The sequence below is a fragment of the Nonomuraea sp. NPDC048881 genome, assembly GCF_040649795.1.
In the GTDB taxonomy this organism is placed as follows: Bacteria; Actinomycetota; Actinomycetes; order Streptosporangiales; family Streptosporangiaceae; genus Nonomuraea.
Genome location: NZ_JBEZGC010000018.1, coordinates 168,187 through 185,414, shown reverse-complemented (window position 1 = coordinate 185,414; position 17,228 = coordinate 168,187). Strand labels below are relative to the sequence as shown.

Sequence of the window (17,228 nt, the reverse complement as noted above, 5' to 3'; positions counted from 1 at the left end):
TGGTCGGGATCAACGTGCCGATCCCGGTGCCGATGGCGTTCTACAGTTTCGGCGGGTGGAAGTCGTCGTTGTTCGGTGACACGCATGTGCACGGCACCGAGGGGGTGCAGTTCTACACGCGGGGCAAGGTGGTGACCTCGCGTTGGCTGGACCCGTCCCACGGCGGGGTGAACCTCGGCTTCCCCACGAACGGGTGACCCCGCGCCCGCCCTCCTCACAGGATCGACTCGAAGCCTGTGCGGCCGTTGCATGAGGGCGGGATGATCGGGTAGGCAGGGCGGCATGTCACTTTCGCACTGTGCGGGCTGGTTGCTGGCCGGACGCTACCGGCTGCTGTCCGAACTGGGCCGCGGTGGCATGGGCCGGGTCTGGCGGGCCCACGACGAGCTGCTCGACCGGCAGGTCGCGGTCAAGGAGGTCACCCTCGGGCACGCGCTGGGGACCGAGCGGGAGCGGCTGCTCGGCCGGACGATGCGGGAGGCGCGGCTGGCCGCCCGGCTGAGCCATCCGCACATCGCCGCCGTCTACGACGTGGTGGTGGCCGACGAACGGCCGTGGATCGTGCTCCAGCTCGTGCCCTCGCGCAGCCTCGCCGACGTGATCGCCGAACGCGGGCCGCTGTCCCCGCCCGACGCCGCGCGCCTCGGGCTGCAGGTGCTGGAGGCGCTGAGCGCGGCGCACGCCGACGGCATCGTGCACCGCGACGTCAAGCCCGGCAACATCCTGCTGAACGGCGACCGGCACGCCCTGCTCACCGACTTCGGCCTGGCCACCACCCTCGACGACCAGGCCGACATCACCCAGTCGGGCATGGTGGTGGGCACGCCCGCGTACATCGCCCCGGAACGCCTGCGCGGCGGCCACGCGACCCCGCAGGCCGACCTGTGGTCCCTCGGCGCCACCCTGTACGCGGCCGTCGAGGGCCAGTCGCCCTTCCCGCACAGCGGCCACCTGGCCGCACTGACCGCGGTGCTCACCTCCGAGCCCGCGCCGTTCCACCTGGCCGGGCCGCTCGCGCCGGTCATCGCCGGTCTCCTGACCAAGGACCCCGCCCGCCGGATCGACGGCGAGGAGGCCCGGCGGCGCCTGACCCGGGTGGCCGCGCTGCGCGACGAGGAACCCCACGACACCGCCGCCATCCCCCTGGCCGACCCCCTGCCCAACACCGGCGACCTCCTTCCTCCCACCCTCTTCCCCGCGGCCCCCGCCCCGGAGGTCTCCCTCCCCGCCCCGGAAGCCGTTCCCGTTCCCGTCCCGGAGGCCGTTCCCGTCCCGGAGGCCGATCCCGTCCCGGTGGGCGTCCGGGACGTGGGGGCCGTCGCCGGAGCGCGGCCGGACGCCAGGCGGCGGATCCCGGGCTGGGACCGCGCGGTACGCAGGACCGGCGAGCGGAACCACGCCGTGCGCCGGACCATGCCCGACGCCGCGCGCGGGCTTCGCGCGCACCGCGAGCTGCTGCCGTTCTCGGTGTCGATCCCGCAGCCGGGCAGGCCGCAGCGCTGGCGGCAGCTCACCGCCCTGGCCGCGCTCGTCGCCAGCGTGCTCCTCACGACGTCCTGGAACGGCGACGGCGGCCCGCCCGCCGCCACCCGCACGCCCTCCTACGCCGACCCGGCGCCGAACCAGGCCACCGAGCACGAGGGCATCATGCACGCCGTGGCCATCGCGCGCGACCGCTCTTCGGAGGGCGCCTCCGACCGCGCGGCCGAGCAGAGCGGCTCCCGCCGCCGTCCGCCCGCCCAGCCCGTCGCCCAGCCGCCGGCCCAGCGGCCCGCCGTGACCGGCGCCAGGTCCGGCGCCACGTCCGCCGCCGGCTCCGGCAAGGGGCGGAAGGTCGGCCATCAGGCCGCCAAGGCCAAGCACGGCAAGGGCCTGGCCCGCGGCCACGGCAAGCACTAGAACCCCGCGGCCACGCCAAGCACCGGAACACCGCGGCTCCGCACCCGTCAGGCGAGGGGGAGGCGGAGGACGAAGCGGGCGCCCTTGGGGGAGTCCTCGATGGTCAGCGTGCCGTGGTGCGCGGTCGCGATCTCGCGGGCGATCGGCAGCCCGAGGCCGGTGCCGCCGGCGTCGCGGTTGCGGGAGTCGTCCAGGCGGATGAAGCGCTGGAAGACGAGCTCGCGCTGGGCCGGTTCGATGCCTGCGCCGTCGTCCAGGACCTCCAGCACGGCCCGGCCGCCCTCCTGCCGGACCGTCACGGCGACCTGCGTCTCGGCGTGCCGCTCGGCGTTGTCCAGCAGGTTCGTCAGCAGACGGGTGAGCTGCAGCCGGTCGCCCATGACCACCACGCCCTCGTCCGGGCTGGTGACCACGCGCTTGGCCCGCGGCCTGGCGGTCTCGGCGGCCACCAGCTCGCCCAGGTCCACCGGCTCACGCTCGCTCGGCGCTCCGGCGTCCAGCTTGGTCAGCGTGAGCAGGTCGGTGACGATGGCCTGCAGCCGGTCGAGGCTGGCCAGCACCTGGGTGCTGGTCTCCCGCCAGTCGGTCTCCTCCGGATGCAGCATGGCCTCCTCGACCTGCGCGCGCATGGCGGTGATCGGGCTGCGCAGGTCGTGCGAGGCGTCCCCGGCGAACCTGCGCTGCTGCTCCATCGCGGCCTCCAGGCGGGCCCGCGCCGTCTCCAGCCGTTCCAGCGTCTGGTTGGCGGTCTCGGCCAGGGCTCTGATCTCGTCGTCGGTGTCCGGGACGGGCACCCGCAGGCCGCCGCCGTCCGCGGTGATCTCGGCGAGCCGCTTGGTGATGCTGCTGACGGGGGCGAGCGTCCTGGCCACGACCCGCGACACCCCGAAGAAGGTCAGCCCGACCAGCAGCGCCGACACCACGATCTGGAACAGCACGACCTGCGGGCTGACGAACCAGGGGACCGCGGGGTCGAAGGCGTAGATGATCCAGGTGCCCTCGGGCTGGAAGGCGCGCAAAGCGACCACGAGCTCGCACCGGCCGGGGAAGGCCGGCAGGTCGCAGCTCCTGCTGACGTAGTTCGCCTGGTCGCGGGGGACGTGGGCGGTCTGGCGGGGGGCGCCGGCCAGGTTGGGCGTCCAGGCGACGGCCCGTCCGGCCGGGTCGACGACCTGGATGCCGTCGAGGCCGAGGGGTTCCAGCACCTGGGGCAGCTGGTTGCGCTTGACCATGAGGAGCACGCGCAGGGCCCGCCCGGACACGTCGCTGGCGCGCACGTCGGCGACGTCGTCGTGGATGCCGAACATGACGAAGCCGCTGACGACGACGTTCAGCAGCAGCATGGCGATGCCGGCGAGCAGTGCCAGCCGCGTACGCAGCGACCGGCGCAACCGTGTTCTCACCCGTCTCCCCCCGGGATCAGCAGAACACGGTTGGTGCACCAGGCCCTAACTTAGGGAGATTCCTCGATAAATACGGTTACGCCGGGACGAGTCGCCCCCGCTGCTACTCCTCCACCGCCTTCAGCACGGCGTCCGCGATCGACCGCGGATCGACCCCGAAGTGCCTGCGCACGGCCTCCCTGGTGTCGGAGAGCCCGAACCCGTCGGTGCCGAGCGAGGTCCACGGCCGGTCGATCCACGGCCTGATCTGGTCGGGCACGGCCCGCATCCAGTCGCTGACCGCGATCACCGGCCCCTCGGTCCCGGCCAGCGCCTGCCGCAGGTACGGCACCCCGGTCGCCGACATGGCCTCGCGCCGCAGCTCGCTCCACGAGGTGACCGACCAGACGTCCACGCCCACCCCGTACTCCTCGGCCAGCAGCCGCTGGGCCTCCAGCGCCCAGTGGATCGCGGTGCCGCTGGCCAGCAGGTGCGCGGCGCCGCCGCCGGCGGAGTAGCGGTAGATGCCCTTGACGATGCCCTCCTCGACGCCCTCGGGCATCGCGGGCTGGGGCAGCGGCTCGTTGTAGAGGGTCAGGTAGTAGAACACGTCCTCGGCGGCCTCGCCGTACATGCGCCTGAGCCCGTCGCGGACGATGACGCCGACCTCGTAGGCGAAGGCCGGGTCGTAGGCCAGGCAGGCGGGGTTGGCGGAGGCCAGGAGTTGGGAGTGGCCGTCGGCGTGCTGCAGGCCCTCGCCCGTCATGGTGGTGCGGCCGGCGGTCGCGCCGAGCAGGAAGCCGCGGCCGAGCTGGTCGGCCAGGGCCCACATCTGGTCGCCGGTCCGCTGCCAGCCGAACATCGAGTAGAAGATGTAGAACGGCACCATCGGCTCGCCGTGGGTGGCGTAGCTGGTGGCCGCCGCGGTGAAGGAGGCCATCGAGCCGGCCTCGGTGATGCCCTCGATGAGGATCTGCCCGTCCACCGCCTCCTTGTACGCCAGCAGCAGCTCCCGGTCGACGGACTCGTAGCGCTGGCCGAGCGGCGAGTAGATCTTGGCCGTGGGGAACAGCGACTCCATGCCGAACGTCCTGGCCTCGTCGGGCACGATCGGCACCCAGCGCCGCCCGGTCTCCGGCTCCTTCATCAGGTCCTTGACCAGCCGGACGAACGCCATCGTGGTGGCGATCGGCTGCGTCGAGCCCTTGGCCAGGGCCGCGAACGGCCGCTCGCCCGGCTGCGGCAGCGGCCGGCCGGCGACCGTGCGGCGGGGGATCGGGCCGCCCAGCTCCCGGCGGCGCTCGGCGACGTACTCGGCCTCGGCCGAGCCGGGCCCCGGGTGCAGGTACGGCGGCAGCTCCCCGGCCAGCGCCGAGTCGGGGACCGGCAGGCCGAGCCGGTCGCGCATGACGCGGAACTCGTCGAGGGTGAGCTTCTTCATCTGGTGGTTGGCGTTGCGCGCCTCGACGCCCGCGCCCAGCGTCCAGCCCTTGACCGTCTGGACCAGGACCACCGTGGGCGCGCCCCGGTTCTGCAGCGCCCGGTGGTAGGCGGCGTACACCTTGCGCGGCTCGTGCCCGGCCCGCGAGCCGCCGACGATGCGCCGCAGGTCGTCGTCGGAGTACGGCACGTCGAGCCCCTGGAACAGGTGCTGCCTGATGTAGGCGCCGTCGGCGGCGGCGAACGTCTGGAACTGGCCGTCCGGCACCTCGCCGAGCCTGGCCACGAGCTCGTCGGAGCCGAGCAGGCCGTCCCACTCGGCGCCCCACAGTGCCTTGACGACGTGCCAGCCCGCGCCCCGGAAGACGCTCTCCAGCTCCTGCACGATCCGGGTGTTGCCGCGTACCGGGCCGTCGAGCCGCTGGAGGTTACAGTTGATCACGAAGGTGAGGTTGTCCAGCCCCTCCCTGGCGGCCAGCGTCAGCGCCGCGGTGGACTCCGGCTCGTCCATCTCGCCGTCACCCAGGAAGGCCCAGACATGGCTGTGCGAGGTGTCCTTGATGCCGCGGTTGTGCAGGTAGCGGTTGAAGCGTGCCTGGTAGACCGCGTTGAGCGGGCCGATGCCCATCGACACGGTCGGGAACTGCCAGAAGCCCGACATCGCCCTCGGGTGCGGGTACGACGGCAGCCCGCCCTGCGTCTCGCGCCGGAACAGGTCGAGCTGCTCCTCGCTCAGGCGCCCTTCGAGGAAGGCCCGCGCGTAGACGCCGGGGGAGGCGTGCCCCTGGAAGAAGACCTGGTCGTCCGTGCCGTGGAAGAAGTGGTTGAAGCCGACCTCGTACAGCCAGGCGGCCGAGGCGTAGGTGGCCAGGTGGCCGCCCAGGCCGAGCTTGCTGCCCCGGCTGACCATGACGGCGGCGTTCCACCGGTCGTAGGCCGCGACGCGTTCTTCGAGCGCCAGGTCGCCGGGGTAGGCGGGCTCCTCGGCGGTGGGCACCGTGTTGAGATAGCGCGTGCTCGTGGCGAGCCTGCGCAGCAGGTAATCGGCCCGATCGGGACCGGCCGCCCGCCGGACCGCCTCAAGCGATTCGAGCCATTCGGCGGTCTCCTGTGGATCCAGGTCTTTCTCCATGCTTCCATTAAACACCATATGATCGATCATCCGATGAAAGGATTATCTGTGGAGCCCGTGGTGCGGCCGCCGTTGCGCGAGGAGATCAGGAAAGTGCTGCTCGACGGCCTGATCAGCGGCCGCTGGGAGCCCGGCGAGCGCATCGTCGAGCGCCGCCTGGCCGCCGAACTCCAGGTCAGCCAGGCCCCCGTACGCGAGGCGCTGCGCGAGCTGGAGGCGCTCCGGCTGGTCGAGTCGGCGCCCAACCGCGGCGCCCGGGTGCGCGGCTTCACCCTCGACGACCTGCGCGAGGTCTACCAGGTCCGGGCCGGGCTGGAGGAGACCGCCACCCGCCTCGGCCGGCCGCCGGTGGCCGCGCTGCGCGCCCACGTGGCCCGCCTGCACGCCGCCGCGGCCGCCGGCTCCCTCGACGACCAGGTCCGCCACGGCGTCGCCTTCCACCGGGAGATCGTCGCGGCCTCCGGCAACGCGCTGCTGGTGTCGGTGTGGGAGTCGCTCGGCGTCGAGGTCTGGACGCACGTGTCGATCCGGCTGTTCCGGATGCGGCCGCACGAGAACGCGGCCGACCACGAACCCCTGGTGGAGGCGTTCGAGCGGGACGACCCGCGGGCCGGCCGCCTGCTGCACGACCACGTCCTGGCCTACGCCCCCGACTGACTCGACGGGCCCGTCCCTTGAGGCCGTGCGCCGGTCAGGCGCGTTGCGCGGCGGGCTCGGACCGCGGGGCGCGCAGGCCGGCGGCGGCGACGGCGACCAGCGCGCACAGGCCGAGCATCGTCAGCCACACCCCCTGGTACGCCCCGATCGCCCCGAGCCGGTCGCCCGACAGCACCAGCACCAGCGCCGAGACGCCGATGACGGCCCCGACGGCCCGCGAGGTCACCGACAGGGCGGTGCCGGTGGCCAGTCGCGCGGGCGGGATCTCGGCCACCGCCGCGCCGCTCAGCGACGTGATCAGCACCGCCACCGCGACGCCCGACAGCACCACCGCGGGCAGCACCACCGTCAGGTACGCCGGGGCGTCCCCCGTCGCGAACGCCAGGTACGCCGTGGACAGGGCCAGCAGCGCCACCCCGCACAGGGCGAGCAGGCGATGGCCGGTCCTGGCGGCCAGCCGCCCGGCCAGCGGCGCGGTCAGCACCTGGGCGAGCGCCCCCGGCGTGACGGCGAGCCCCGCGGCGGCCACGGAGTACCCCCAGATCCCGGTCAGGAACAGGATGTTGGCCAGCGGCAGCGCGAACATCACCAGCCCGACCAGGAACATCGCGAGGTTGGCCCGCTGCGTGCCGCGCGCCCGCAGCGCGCCGAGGTCCACGATCGGCGCGGGGTGCGTGCGCGCCCGCCGGACGAACAGCACGGCCACGACGACGCCCGCGACCAGCGCCGCGATCGTGCCGGGGCTGCCCGGCCCCCACGCGTCGCTCTGCACGATCGCCAGCGAGGGCAGCCCGATGGCCCCCACCAGCAGCAGCAGCCCGGCGATGTCCGGCAGCCGGGACGTGGCCGCCTCACCCGCCCCCTTGGGCACGATCCGCCAGGCGCCCGCCAGCACGGCCGCCCCGACCGGCAGGTGCAGGAAGAACACCGTCCGCCAGTCCCAGACGCCGACCAGCATGCCGCCCAGCGACGGCCCCGACGCCGTCGCCACCGACTGCGCCGCGCTCCACAGCCCGATCGCCGTGCCCCGGCGTTCCGGCGGGTAGTACGGCAGGATCAGCGCGAGCGTCAGCGGCGTGATCACCCCGCCGCCCACGCCCTGCACGACCCGGGCGGCGATCAGCGCGCCGGCCGACGGCGCGACCGCGCACAGGGCGGCGCCGACCACGAACACCGCGAGGCCGGTCAGGAACACCCGCCGCGCGCCGAACCGGTCGGCCAGGCCGCCGGCCGGCAGCAGCGCCGCGGTGAACACGATCGCGTAGCCGTTGAACACCCACGACAGCTCCGGCAGGCTGCTGCGCGGGAAGCTGCGCAGGATGTCGGGGAAGGCGATGTTCGCGAGCTGCACGTCGATCGCGCCGAGGAAGGCGCTCCCGCACAGGACGGCGAGCGGGAGCGCCCGTGAGCCGGCCACCTCAGTCCGACGCCGCGCCGAACCGCTCCCGCAGCTCGACCTTGCGGATCTTGCCGGTGACGGTCCGCGGCATCTCCTCGACGATCTCCAGGCGCTCGGGCCAGAACCAGTCGTTCACGCCGGCCTCCTTGAGGTAGGCGCGCAACTCCTCCAGCGTGGGCGGCTCGCCCGACGGCGTGACGACGGCGCACACCTGCTCGACCAGCGCCGGGTCCGGGATGCCGATGAGGGCGATGTCGCGGATCGCCGGATGCCGCCCGAGCAGCGCCTCGATGTCGCTGACCGGCAGCTTGAGGCACATGTTGGCGATGATGACGTCCTTGGTCCTGCCGGAGATGCGCACGCCGCCGTAGCCGTCGTCGCGGGCCAGGTCGCCGGTGTCGAACCAGCCGTCCGGAGTGATCGACTTGGCGTAGATCTCGTCGCGCAGGTAGTAGCCGAGGCACTGGGCCGCGCCGCGGACCTGAAGCGCGCCGATCTCGCCCTTCTCGACCGGCTTGTTCTCCTCGTCGACGATGCGCACCTCCATGCCGGAGATGACCGTGCCGTCGCTCTCGCCGGCCCGCTCGGGCGGGTCCTCGGGCCTGGTCATGGTGACGCCGCCGTTCTCGGTCATGCCCCACAGCGCGTACACGCGCACGCCCAGCGTCTCGGTGACCCGTTCCACCAGGTGCGGCGGGACGGGGGCCGAGCCGGAGACGAAGACGCTCAGGCTGGGCAGCTCGCGCGGGCGGGCCGCCTGCTCCTCGCTGATCTCCCGGGCGAACGGCGGCGAGCCGTAGTACATGGTGACGTCGTGGTCGGCCATCAGGTCGAGGTAGACGCCTGGATCCCAGGCGTCGGCCGTGACCGCGGTGCCGCCCAGCGTCAGCGCCGTCAGGTACGCCATCACCAGGCCGACGTAGTGCATCGACGTCTGGGCCGTCATGATGACCAGGCTCGGGTCCAGCCCGAACGCCTCCGCGTAGCCCTTGATGTCGGCGTACAGGGTGTTCTGGCTGTGCAGGGCGCCCTTGGGCTCGCCGGTCGTGCCCGAGGTGAACAGGATGAGGAACGGGTCGTCGGGGCCCAGCTCGCGGCCCTCGATGTCGGCCGGGTCGCCCGGTTCCGGGGTGAGCAGGAGCTCGTCGAAGTCGAGCGAGCCGGGCGGGCCGTCGCCGCCGACGACGATCACGTGCTCCAGGCTCGGGATCTCCCGGGCCAGGGTCATCCCCGTCTCGGCCGTGTCCAGGTGGCCGATCCGGCTCGTGGTGACGAACAGCTTCGCCTCGGTCAGCCGGATCATGAAGTCCAGCTCGCGGTGCCGGTAGATGGGCATCTGCGGGGCGATGCGCGCGCCGACCTTCATGCACGCCAGCGCGAGGGGCAGCGTCTCCCTGCGGTTGGGCAGCTGGATGGCGACGAAGTCGCCCGGCCGCACGCCCAGCCGGACCAGGCCGTGCGCGATGCGGTCGGTCATCGCGCCCAGCTCGGCGTACGTGACGACGTCGGTGACACCGTCGGCGACCCGCCGGCTGATCAGTGCCGCCTTGTCGGGAGACGTACCTGTGTTGCGGCGTAAGTCGTCCAGAAAGGTCTCGTCGCGCCACCAACCATTGCGCCGGTATTCCTGGCTCGTGTCCGACACGGTCACCGCCTTTCGTCGTTCTCGTTCTACTCGATTGCTATGAAGTGGGAAATACGGTGTTTTCCCCGGCAGGGGTGACCAGGTAGAACAACCCCGGCAGATGCACCGCGACGCCCTCGTACACCTCCGCGCAGACGGCCACGCCCGGCCGGGCGAACGTGCCGGGCGGCGGCTCGGCCACCCGGATCACCGAGCGGCCCGCGTCCAGCAGCCTGGCCGCCACGGAGATGTCGCCGACCAGGGCGTCCCCGGGGGCGACCCACCGGTTGCGGCTGACCTTCATGCCGTTGCCCTCGGCCAGCTCGGCCAGCAGCCCGCCCCGGCCGATCAGCCGGTGGTAGTAGTCGCGCGGGTTGACGATCATCGCGTGCGGGGTCGCGCCCGACTGCTCGACCTCGTCGCAGGCCGACAGCACGCCGTGGACGTAGTCGTCGTACGGCAGGCGGGCGATCTCCGGATGGCCGAGCAGGGCGGTGGTCAGGGCCAGGTTCTCGGCCGTGGCCAGCCGGACCAGCAGGCGGTAGTCGAGGAAGGTGGCCAGGGCGTCCGGGTCGGCGGCCAGGCCGTCGGGGATCTGCACCCACGCCCGGATCGGATGCACCTTGGCCTCCGACATGCCGAACCTGAAGGCCGCCTCGCGGCGCACGTCCGAGTCGCGCACCGACCGCCGCTCCTCCTCGCCGGGCGGCGACTCCGTCCAGAACCGGGCCGTGTCGCCCTCGACGGGGACGACCTTGAGCAGGTTGCGCACGGTCAGGCGGGGCCGGTCCTTGGTCGGCTCGTGCGCCTCGGTGATGGTGTAGTCGAAGGTCACTTCCGCGTGGCCGGGGTCCTCGGCGTAGGCCCGCGCGAACAGCCGGCCCGGTGACTCTGACATGGATGCTCCCTATTCGTCCTGGACGAGGCGCTGGTAGAAGGGGAGGTGGTGGTCGTAGAAGGCCCGCAGGGCCGGATGGTTGTCCACGGTCGCGGCGTAGACGTTGCCGCGGTCCTCGAACCCGGCGCTGCCGCTCGCGTCCAGGTGCCAGCGGCGGGTCCGCCCCCACTCCGGGCGGTCGCCGGCGGCCCAGCTGAGCGAGCCGGGCAGGAAGGGCAGGCCGGTGTAGGCGCAGAACTCCTCGACGACCGCCGCCGGCTCGCGGATCAGCCGTTCGGTGCGGATCACCAGCGGCCGCCGGCCGGTCGCCTCCCGGACCAGCTCGTGCAGCAGGAACAGCCGCTCGTAGCCGATCTCGTCGCAGGTCACCGCCGGTTTGATCGCGTAGTGCGAGGCGATGGTCGGCCGCGGGTCGCGCACGATGAACGTGTGGACGATCCCCGCCAGGTCTTCCGGATGCTTGAACAGGTGCGGGTACTCGTAGTCGAGCACCTCCTTGACGAACACCGGCCGCGCCCGCGCCAGCTCGGCCAGCCGGACCAGCAGGTCCTTCTCCGACCGGGCCGTCACCTCGCCGCCGTCCGGCGCGGGCAGCGTCAGCGAGCCCTCCTCGGTCAGCGCCAGGAACGGCTCGTGCAGGACGGCCACGTCGCCCCGCTCGATCATCATGCGCAGGAACGCCGTCGAGGCCGAGCGCGAGTGCGCCCACATGGCGACCAGCGGCCCGCTCACCCCGACCACCAGGCCGGCACCCGGTCCCAGCGGTGCCGCCGCAGCTCGCTCAGCAGGTCAGGGTCGAGCGGACGCCCGTCGGAGACGCCGAGATTGGCCCGCACGTGCGCCGGCCTGCGCATCCCCGGGATCACCGTGCTGACCGCCGGATGGTGCAGCACGAACCGCAGCGCGACCTCCGGCAGCGACAGCCCCTCAGGGAGCGCCGCCTTGAGCCGTTCGGCCCGCTCGACGCTCGGCCCCAGGTTCTCCGGCCCGAAGTACGTGCTGCGCCAGTCCTCCTCCGGCCACGTGCTGTCCGCGGTCAGGGTGCCCGTGAGGGTGCCCTCGTCGAACGGCACCCGGGCGATGATGCCCACGCCCTCGCGCAGCGCCCGGTCGAACAGCTCGTCCTCGGGCGCCTGGTCGAAGATGTTGTAGATCACCTGGATGACGTCGATCAGGCCGGTGTCGAGCGCGGCGAAGCAGTTGGCCGGCTCCCACCGGTTGACGCTGATGCCGACCGCGTCGATCAGGCCCTCGCTCTTGAGGTCCCTGATCGCCTCCTGCCACCGCTCGTCGCGGGCCCAGCGGTCCTCCCAGGTGTGGAACTGCATGAGGTCGATGCGCGAGACGCCCAGGTTGTCCAGGCTGCGGTGGGTGTACTCGCGGATGTGCTCGGCGGGGTAGGCGTCGTCGAGGGTGTCGTCCGGTCGTGGGGGCCATTCGCGGTTCTTCGGCGGGATCTTCGTGGCCACGTACAGCCGGTGGCCGGAGTGGCGGCGCAGCAGCGCGCCGAGCAGCTGCTCGCTGACGCCGCGGCCGTAGACCCAGGCGGTGTCGAAGAAGGTGCAGCCCAGTTCGACGGCCTCGTCGAGGCAGCGGGGGGCGACGTCGTAGTCCCAGCCGGTGAAGCCGCCGGGGCCGCCGCCGATGCCCCACATGCCGTAGCCGACCTCGCTGACCTCCCAGCCGAGGTTTCCCATCTTGCGGTAGCGCATTCCTGACCTTTCCTGATCAACCGGTGGGCACCCGCTGCCCGGCCGTGCCCGCCAGGCGGGCGTGGTAGGCGGCGATCGGGCCGTCGAGGGTGCCCTCGCCGAGCCGCCATCGCTGTTCGAGCCTGTGGCACTCGTCCTTGCGGAACAGCGCGGGGTTGTCGGTGAGCAGCCCGCCGAACGCCCGGCGCAGCTCCTCCTCGTCCGCCGCGGCGGGCAGCAGGGAGGCGAGCGTGATCAGCTCGCGGTCCCCGCTCGCCCGGCCGGTCTCGCGCACGAGCCGCGCGAAGTCGCCGCACGGGATCGGCGTGACCGGCACGCCCGCCCGCGCCGGCACGTCGTCGATGCGGACGCTCTCGGCGCGGAAGACGTGCAGCGTACGGCCCCAGACCTCGGGATCGGCCACGGCCGCCCCGACCCGCGCGGCGACGTAGTCGACCGGGGTGTAGTCGGTGCGCGTGGCGACGTCCGGACGCACGCCGAGCCGCACGAACGCCGACAGCAGCAGGTGGGTGAAGGCGACCGGGTTCGGATAGCCGTTGTCGGCGCTCGGCATGATCTCGCCCAGCCGCAGCACGGTCACCAGCGCGCCCCGGCGCCGGGCCTCGGCCAGGTAGCGCTCGGCGATCCACTTCGACCGGCTGTAGCCGCCGCCCGGCGGCCTGGCCAGCGCCGGGTCGCAGTCCTCCGGGACGCGCTCGCCCCTGTGGAGCGCCTCCGTCTGCAGGGCGCCCAGCGTCGAGACGTAGTGCAGCGGCACCGGGTGGTGGGCCATCGCCAGCCGCACCAGCTCGATCGTGCCGCGCACGTTGGCCTGACGGTGGGCGCGGTAGTCGAACAGGAAGTTCACCATCGCGCCGTTGTGCAGCACCAGGTCGCAGGCTCGGGCCAGATGCTCCCAGGTGGAGCCGTCCAGCCCGAGGCCGGGTAAGGACAGGTCGCCCGCGTAGCCCTCCAGCCGGTCGGCGAAGCGCGGCTCCCACAACCCCCGCTCGGCGAGCGCCGCGACGACCCGGGCCGTGGCCGCCTCGTCGTCGGCCGCCCGCGCCAGGCAGCACACCCGCAGCCCGCCGCGGCTCAGCAGCTCGTGCACCAGGCGGCTGCCGACGAACCCGGTGCCCCCGGTGACCAGCACCGTGCGCAGCCGCTCCGGCCTGGACGCCCGCCGGATGGGCTCCCCGTCGGGCACCACGGAGTCGCGCGCCATCAGCACCGACTCCTCCTCGATGGCCTCGTGGTCCTGCCGCCGCCGCTCGATCAGCCGGGCCAGCGCGCCGGCCGTCGGGTGGTCGTACAGGTCCTTGACGTCCACGCGCACGCCGGTCTCGGCGGTGATCATGTGGACCACGGACAGGGCCTGGATGGAGTCGCCGCCCGACTCGGCGAAGTGCGTCTCGGCGGTCAGGCCCGGCCAGCCCAGCGCCGAGCGCATCGCCCGCAGCACCTGGTCGCCCAGGCACGCGGTCGGCGCGCTCTCGGCCAGCAGCGCGGTGTCCTCGGCCAGCCGGCCGTCGAGGATCTCCTGGAGCCGGCCGCGGTCCACCTTGCCGTTGTCGTGCAGCGGCATCTCGGCCAGCGGGAAGAAGTAGCGGGGGACGCTGGTCCGCGGCAGCGTGCGGCGCAGCTCGGCGGCCAGCGCGGCCTCGGTCAGGCCCCTGCCGGAGGCGAACAGCGCCAGCGCCTTGACGCCTGCCTGCTCGGCCACCAGCACCTCGGCCTGCAGCACGCCGGGGCAGCGCTGGGCCGCCGCGGCGATCTCGCCCAGCTCGATGCGCACGCCGTGGATCTTGACCTGGAAGTCCTTGCGGCCGGCGAAGAACAGGCGGCCGTCGTCGTCCAGGTGGCCGAGGTCGCCCGTGAGGTAGAGGCGCTCGCCCGGGATCTCGCCGGGGAACGGGTTGCCGACGAACGCCCTGGCCGTCGCGGCCGGGTCGCCCAGGTAGCCCGCGCCCAGGCAGACGCCGCCGATCGCGATCTCGCCGGTCGTGCCGGGCGGGACCGGGCGCAGGTCGTCGTCCACCACGACGGCGTAGCAGTTGTCGATCGGGCGGCCCAGCGGGACCGCGTCGCCGTCGGCCGCCGACACCCTGTGGAAGACCATCCCGATCGACGCCTCGGTGGGGCCGTAGCCGTTGGTCAGGTCGAGGCCGGGCAGCAGGGCCATCAGGCGGTGCACCGCGCGCGGGCTGACCGCCTCGCTGCCGACGACGAGCCGGCGCAGGGACGACAGCGCGCGCAGGGCGGCGGCGTCGCCGTCCACGATGGCGACCAGGGCGTTGAAGACGCTGGAGACGAAGTCGGCGGTGGTGATGCCGTACCGGGCGATCAGGTCGATGGTGTGCCGGAGGTTGAGGAAGTCGCCCTGCACGGGCAGCACCGTGCGCCCGCCCGTGGTCAGCGGCCAGAACAGCTGCCACAGCGCGGAGTCGGAGGTGTGCCTGCTGTTCTGCAGCACGACGTCGTCGCCGGTCGCGGCGAAGTAGCGGGTCATGAAGCGCAGCCGGTTGGCCAGGCCGCCGTGCCGGTTCATCGCGCACTTGGGGGTGCCGGTGGTGCCGGAGGTGAAGTAGCCGTACGCCAGGTCGTCCGGGCCCAGCTCGACCGCCGGGCGCTCGGCGGCCGGGACGATCGTGTCGATCCCGACGATCACCGCCCGATCGGCCGCGCCCGGCGGCAGCGGTTCGCCGCCCGCGCACAGGATCGGCCCGTCCGGCAGCACGTCCAGCGTGTCGCGCACGCGCTCGACCGGCCACGACGGGTCGAGCGGCACGAACGCCGCGCCCAGCTTCATCAGCGCCAGGTACGCGACCGGCAGTTCCAGCGAGTTGACCAGCAGGGCGGCGACCACGTCGCCCTTGCCCACGCCGTGCCCGGCCAGCGTCGCAGCCAGGCCGTTGACCAGGTCGTCCAGTTGCCTGTAGGTGAGGGTCCTGCCGTCGTAGGTGACCGCCGGCCGCTCCGGGCACCGGTCGGTCTGCTCCTCGATCAACGCCGGGACGGGACGGAACGGGCCGAAGTCGACCGCCCGGCCGGTGAAGCCGCGGGTGTTGCCGGTCATCTCCACCTCTCTGTCAGGAATGTACGAACGGCGACCGGCCCCTTTGCCTCACACGCCCCCGTCGCCTTCCTCATAGGCGTTCCAAGTCGTTCCGGAGCCGGCCCGGCGCGTACGCCGGTTCGGCGGCCCCGTCCGTCGCCGCGGCGGCGGCGATCCGGCCCGCCTCGGGCGACGTCTGCACCCCGTAGCCGCCCAGGGCGGCCAGCCAGACGAACCCCGGCGCGCCGGGCTCCGGCCCGATCACCGGCGTCCCGTCGGCCACCTCGCTGCGCAGCCCCGCCCAGGCGTGCCGGACGCTGCGGATCTCCAGCGTCGTGGCCTCCTGGACGCGCCGCACGCCGACGGCGACGTCCAGGTCGTCGGGGCGGGCGTCACAGGGCGGGACGGGCGTGGCGTCGGCGGGGGAGACCAGCAGCCGCCCGGACTCGGGCTTGACGTAGAACGTGTCCGCCACGTCGGTGACCATCGGCCAGGACCGGGCGTCCGTCCCCTCGGGCAGGTCCACCAGGAACGCGGTCCTGCGCAGCGGGCGCAGGCCCACCGGCCGCACCCCGGCCAGCCCGGCGACCTCGTCGGCCCACGCCCCGGCCGCGTTGACCAGGATCGGCGCGGCGTGCTCGCCCGCGTCGGTGACCGCCCGCCAGACGCCGCCCGTGCGCGACAGCGCCCGGACCCGGGCGGAGGTGACCACCTGGCCGCCGCGCGCCTTGATGCCGCGCAGGAAGCCCTGGTGGAGGGCGTCCACGTCGATGTCCATCGCGCCGGGCTTGAGCATCGCCCTGCTGAACCGGCCAGGACGCAGGATCGGGCAGTGCTTCGAAGCCTCGGCGGGGTCGATCTCCACTGCCGGAGTCGGGGCCCGCCGCCCTTCGGCCAGCACCTCGTCGAACAGCCTCTCGCCGCCGTGCGGGCACAGCGCGAGCACGCCGCGCGGGCTCAGCAGCGGGACGTCGGCGAAACCCGGTGGAGGCGCGGCGAGGAAGTCCCTGCTCGCCGCCGTGAGAGCCCGGACGGCCCGGTTGCCGAAGTACTCCGAGAAGAGCGCCGCCGACCGTCCGGTCGAGTGGTGGCCGGTGACCTGCTCGGCTTCGAGCAGGGTCACGGTGCCTGACCTGGCGAGGAAGAACCCCGCACAGGCGCCCGCGACGCCGCCCCCGACAATGAGAAAATCTCTCACGTCCGTAAACTGATCACATTTCACCGTGTTTCGGCAAACAGTTTGTACGTCCTGACAGAAATGACTTGCCCGAAATGCGTAGTAAGTCAGGTCGTAAATGCTGTAATTCAAGCATTTATATAAACGATCTTGTGATTACCGGCCTGTCAGGGCCTCGGCGGCGGTGGCCGGGCGTTCCGGCGGCGTCAACCCCTATGTCAGAAACGGCGCAGGCGTGTGCTCCGAGTGTCAGATCCGATCGCCATCAGGGGCTCGCTCCGCATGAGCGTCCGCGGGCCCGACATCGCGAGCAGGTTCGCGGCGACCGCCGAGGCGCGGCCCGTCCGCCGGCCCGCTGATCCCCGCCCCCGCCACCAGCGCCCGCGTGCCACGTCGCCTCTACGAATCGTAGTACTACACGCTATAGAGGGAAATGGCGGGTGTGAAGCGGCCCATCGGTGGTAGCCGAGCGTCGGGAAGCCGACGACTTGGGGGGCAACATGGCCGAGCGCCTGACCGACGAGGACATCGACACCGCCCTGGCGGCGCTGGAGGGCTGGCGGCGGGACGGCGACGCCCTGGTCAAGGACGTGCCGATCACGCCCGACAGCTACGGCTGGCTGAGCGAGGCGGTGCACAACGAGGGCGCAACGCTGGGGCACCAGGCCGAGATCGAGCGCACGGCGGAGGGCATCCGCTTCCGGCTCTCGACGGGCGAGGCCGGCGGGGTCACCGAGCGCGACGTCGAGCTCGCCGCCCACATCGACCAGGTCCTCGACGGCGGCGCCCGCGACCGCGGCTGACCTGGCCTCTCAGCGGCTCGCGTCGCGTAGGACCCCTTCTGTGGCCAGGCCGATGTGCAGGGCGCACAGGT

At 73.0% G+C, this 17,228-nt stretch carries 12 protein-coding genes and 1 pseudogene; 4 read left to right on the top strand and 9 right to left on the bottom strand.

What is annotated here, in order from left to right:
• Both AB0C33_RS41315 and AB0C33_RS41310 read left to right on the top strand, forming a co-directional pair.
• Positions 1 to 197: pseudogene (locus AB0C33_RS41315) on the top strand (methylmalonate-semialdehyde dehydrogenase (CoA acylating)); the annotation flags it as partial.
• 85 nt (positions 198 to 282) lie between these two features.
• A complete protein-coding gene (locus tag AB0C33_RS41310) occupies positions 283 to 1,899 on the top strand; it encodes a serine/threonine-protein kinase (protein WP_358298345.1) in 1,617 nt (538 codons plus the stop codon).
• Positions 1,900 to 1,946: 47 nt separating this feature from the next.
• Here AB0C33_RS41310 and AB0C33_RS41305 read toward each other — a convergent pair whose 3' ends face one another.
• Both AB0C33_RS41305 and aceE read right to left on the bottom strand, forming a co-directional pair.
• Positions 1,947 to 3,302, bottom strand: coding sequence for a HAMP domain-containing sensor histidine kinase (locus AB0C33_RS41305; RefSeq protein ID WP_358298343.1), 1,356 nt, complete (start codon positions 3,300 to 3,302; stop codon positions 1,947 to 1,949).
• Between the two features lie 103 nt (positions 3,303 to 3,405).
• Positions 3,406 to 5,853, bottom strand: a complete 2,448-nt coding sequence (gene aceE / locus AB0C33_RS41300) for a pyruvate dehydrogenase (acetyl-transferring), homodimeric type (RefSeq protein WP_358298342.1) — start codon at positions 5,851 to 5,853, stop codon at positions 3,406 to 3,408.
• A 48-nt stretch (positions 5,854 to 5,901) separates the two neighbouring features.
• Between aceE and AB0C33_RS41295 the strand changes: the two genes are divergently transcribed.
• Complete coding sequence (locus tag AB0C33_RS41295; RefSeq protein WP_358298340.1) at positions 5,902 to 6,510, top strand: GntR family transcriptional regulator; 609 nt, start codon at positions 5,902 to 5,904, stop codon at positions 6,508 to 6,510.
• Between the two features lie 34 nt (positions 6,511 to 6,544).
• Here AB0C33_RS41295 and AB0C33_RS41290 read toward each other — a convergent pair whose 3' ends face one another.
• The 7 genes from AB0C33_RS41290 to AB0C33_RS41260 all read right to left on the bottom strand — a co-directional run bounded on the left by AB0C33_RS41290 (position 6,545) and on the right by AB0C33_RS41260 (position 16,375).
• Positions 6,545 to 7,927: a DHA2 family efflux MFS transporter permease subunit gene (locus tag AB0C33_RS41290; protein ID WP_358298339.1), complete on the bottom strand. Its 1,383-nt coding sequence runs from the start codon at positions 7,925 to 7,927 to the stop codon at positions 6,545 to 6,547.
• A 1-nt stretch (position 7,928) separates the two neighbouring features.
• The gene (locus AB0C33_RS41285; protein WP_358298337.1) at positions 7,929 to 9,554 is read right to left on the bottom strand and encodes an AMP-binding protein; all 1,626 of its coding nucleotides are present in this window, start codon (positions 9,552 to 9,554) and stop codon (positions 7,929 to 7,931) included.
• Between the two features lie 37 nt (positions 9,555 to 9,591).
• Positions 9,592 to 10,431 carry a family 3 encapsulin nanocompartment shell protein gene (locus tag AB0C33_RS41280; RefSeq protein WP_358298335.1) on the bottom strand — a complete coding sequence of 280 codons (840 nt, stop codon included), beginning with the start codon at positions 10,429 to 10,431 and terminating at the stop codon, positions 9,592 to 9,594.
• A gap of 9 nt (positions 10,432 to 10,440) precedes the next feature.
• Positions 10,441 to 11,163, bottom strand: a complete 723-nt coding sequence (locus tag AB0C33_RS41275; RefSeq protein ID WP_358298333.1) for a sulfotransferase family protein — start codon at positions 11,161 to 11,163, stop codon at positions 10,441 to 10,443.
• Positions 11,160 to 12,143, bottom strand: coding sequence for an aldo/keto reductase (locus AB0C33_RS41270; RefSeq protein WP_358298331.1), 984 nt, complete (start codon positions 12,141 to 12,143; stop codon positions 11,160 to 11,162). Before AB0C33_RS41270 ends, AB0C33_RS41275 begins: the two co-directional genes overlap by 4 nt.
• Before the next feature lie 16 nt (positions 12,144 to 12,159).
• Entirely contained in the window at positions 12,160 to 15,198 is a 3,039-nt protein-coding gene (locus AB0C33_RS41265) for an amino acid adenylation domain-containing protein (protein ID WP_358298329.1), read from the bottom strand.
• 70 nt (positions 15,199 to 15,268) lie between these two features.
• Positions 15,269 to 16,375, bottom strand: coding sequence for an FAD-binding oxidoreductase (locus AB0C33_RS41260; protein ID WP_358298327.1), 1,107 nt, complete (start codon positions 16,373 to 16,375; stop codon positions 15,269 to 15,271).
• A gap of 479 nt (positions 16,376 to 16,854) precedes the next feature.
• Here AB0C33_RS41260 and AB0C33_RS41255 point away from each other — a divergent pair, with 479 nt between their 5' ends.
• Positions 16,855 to 17,157 (top strand): 4a-hydroxytetrahydrobiopterin dehydratase, encoded by a 303-nt coding sequence (locus AB0C33_RS41255; protein WP_358298325.1) that lies wholly within the window; start codon positions 16,855 to 16,857, stop codon positions 17,155 to 17,157.
• The last annotated feature ends 71 nt before the right edge of the window (positions 17,158 to 17,228 follow it).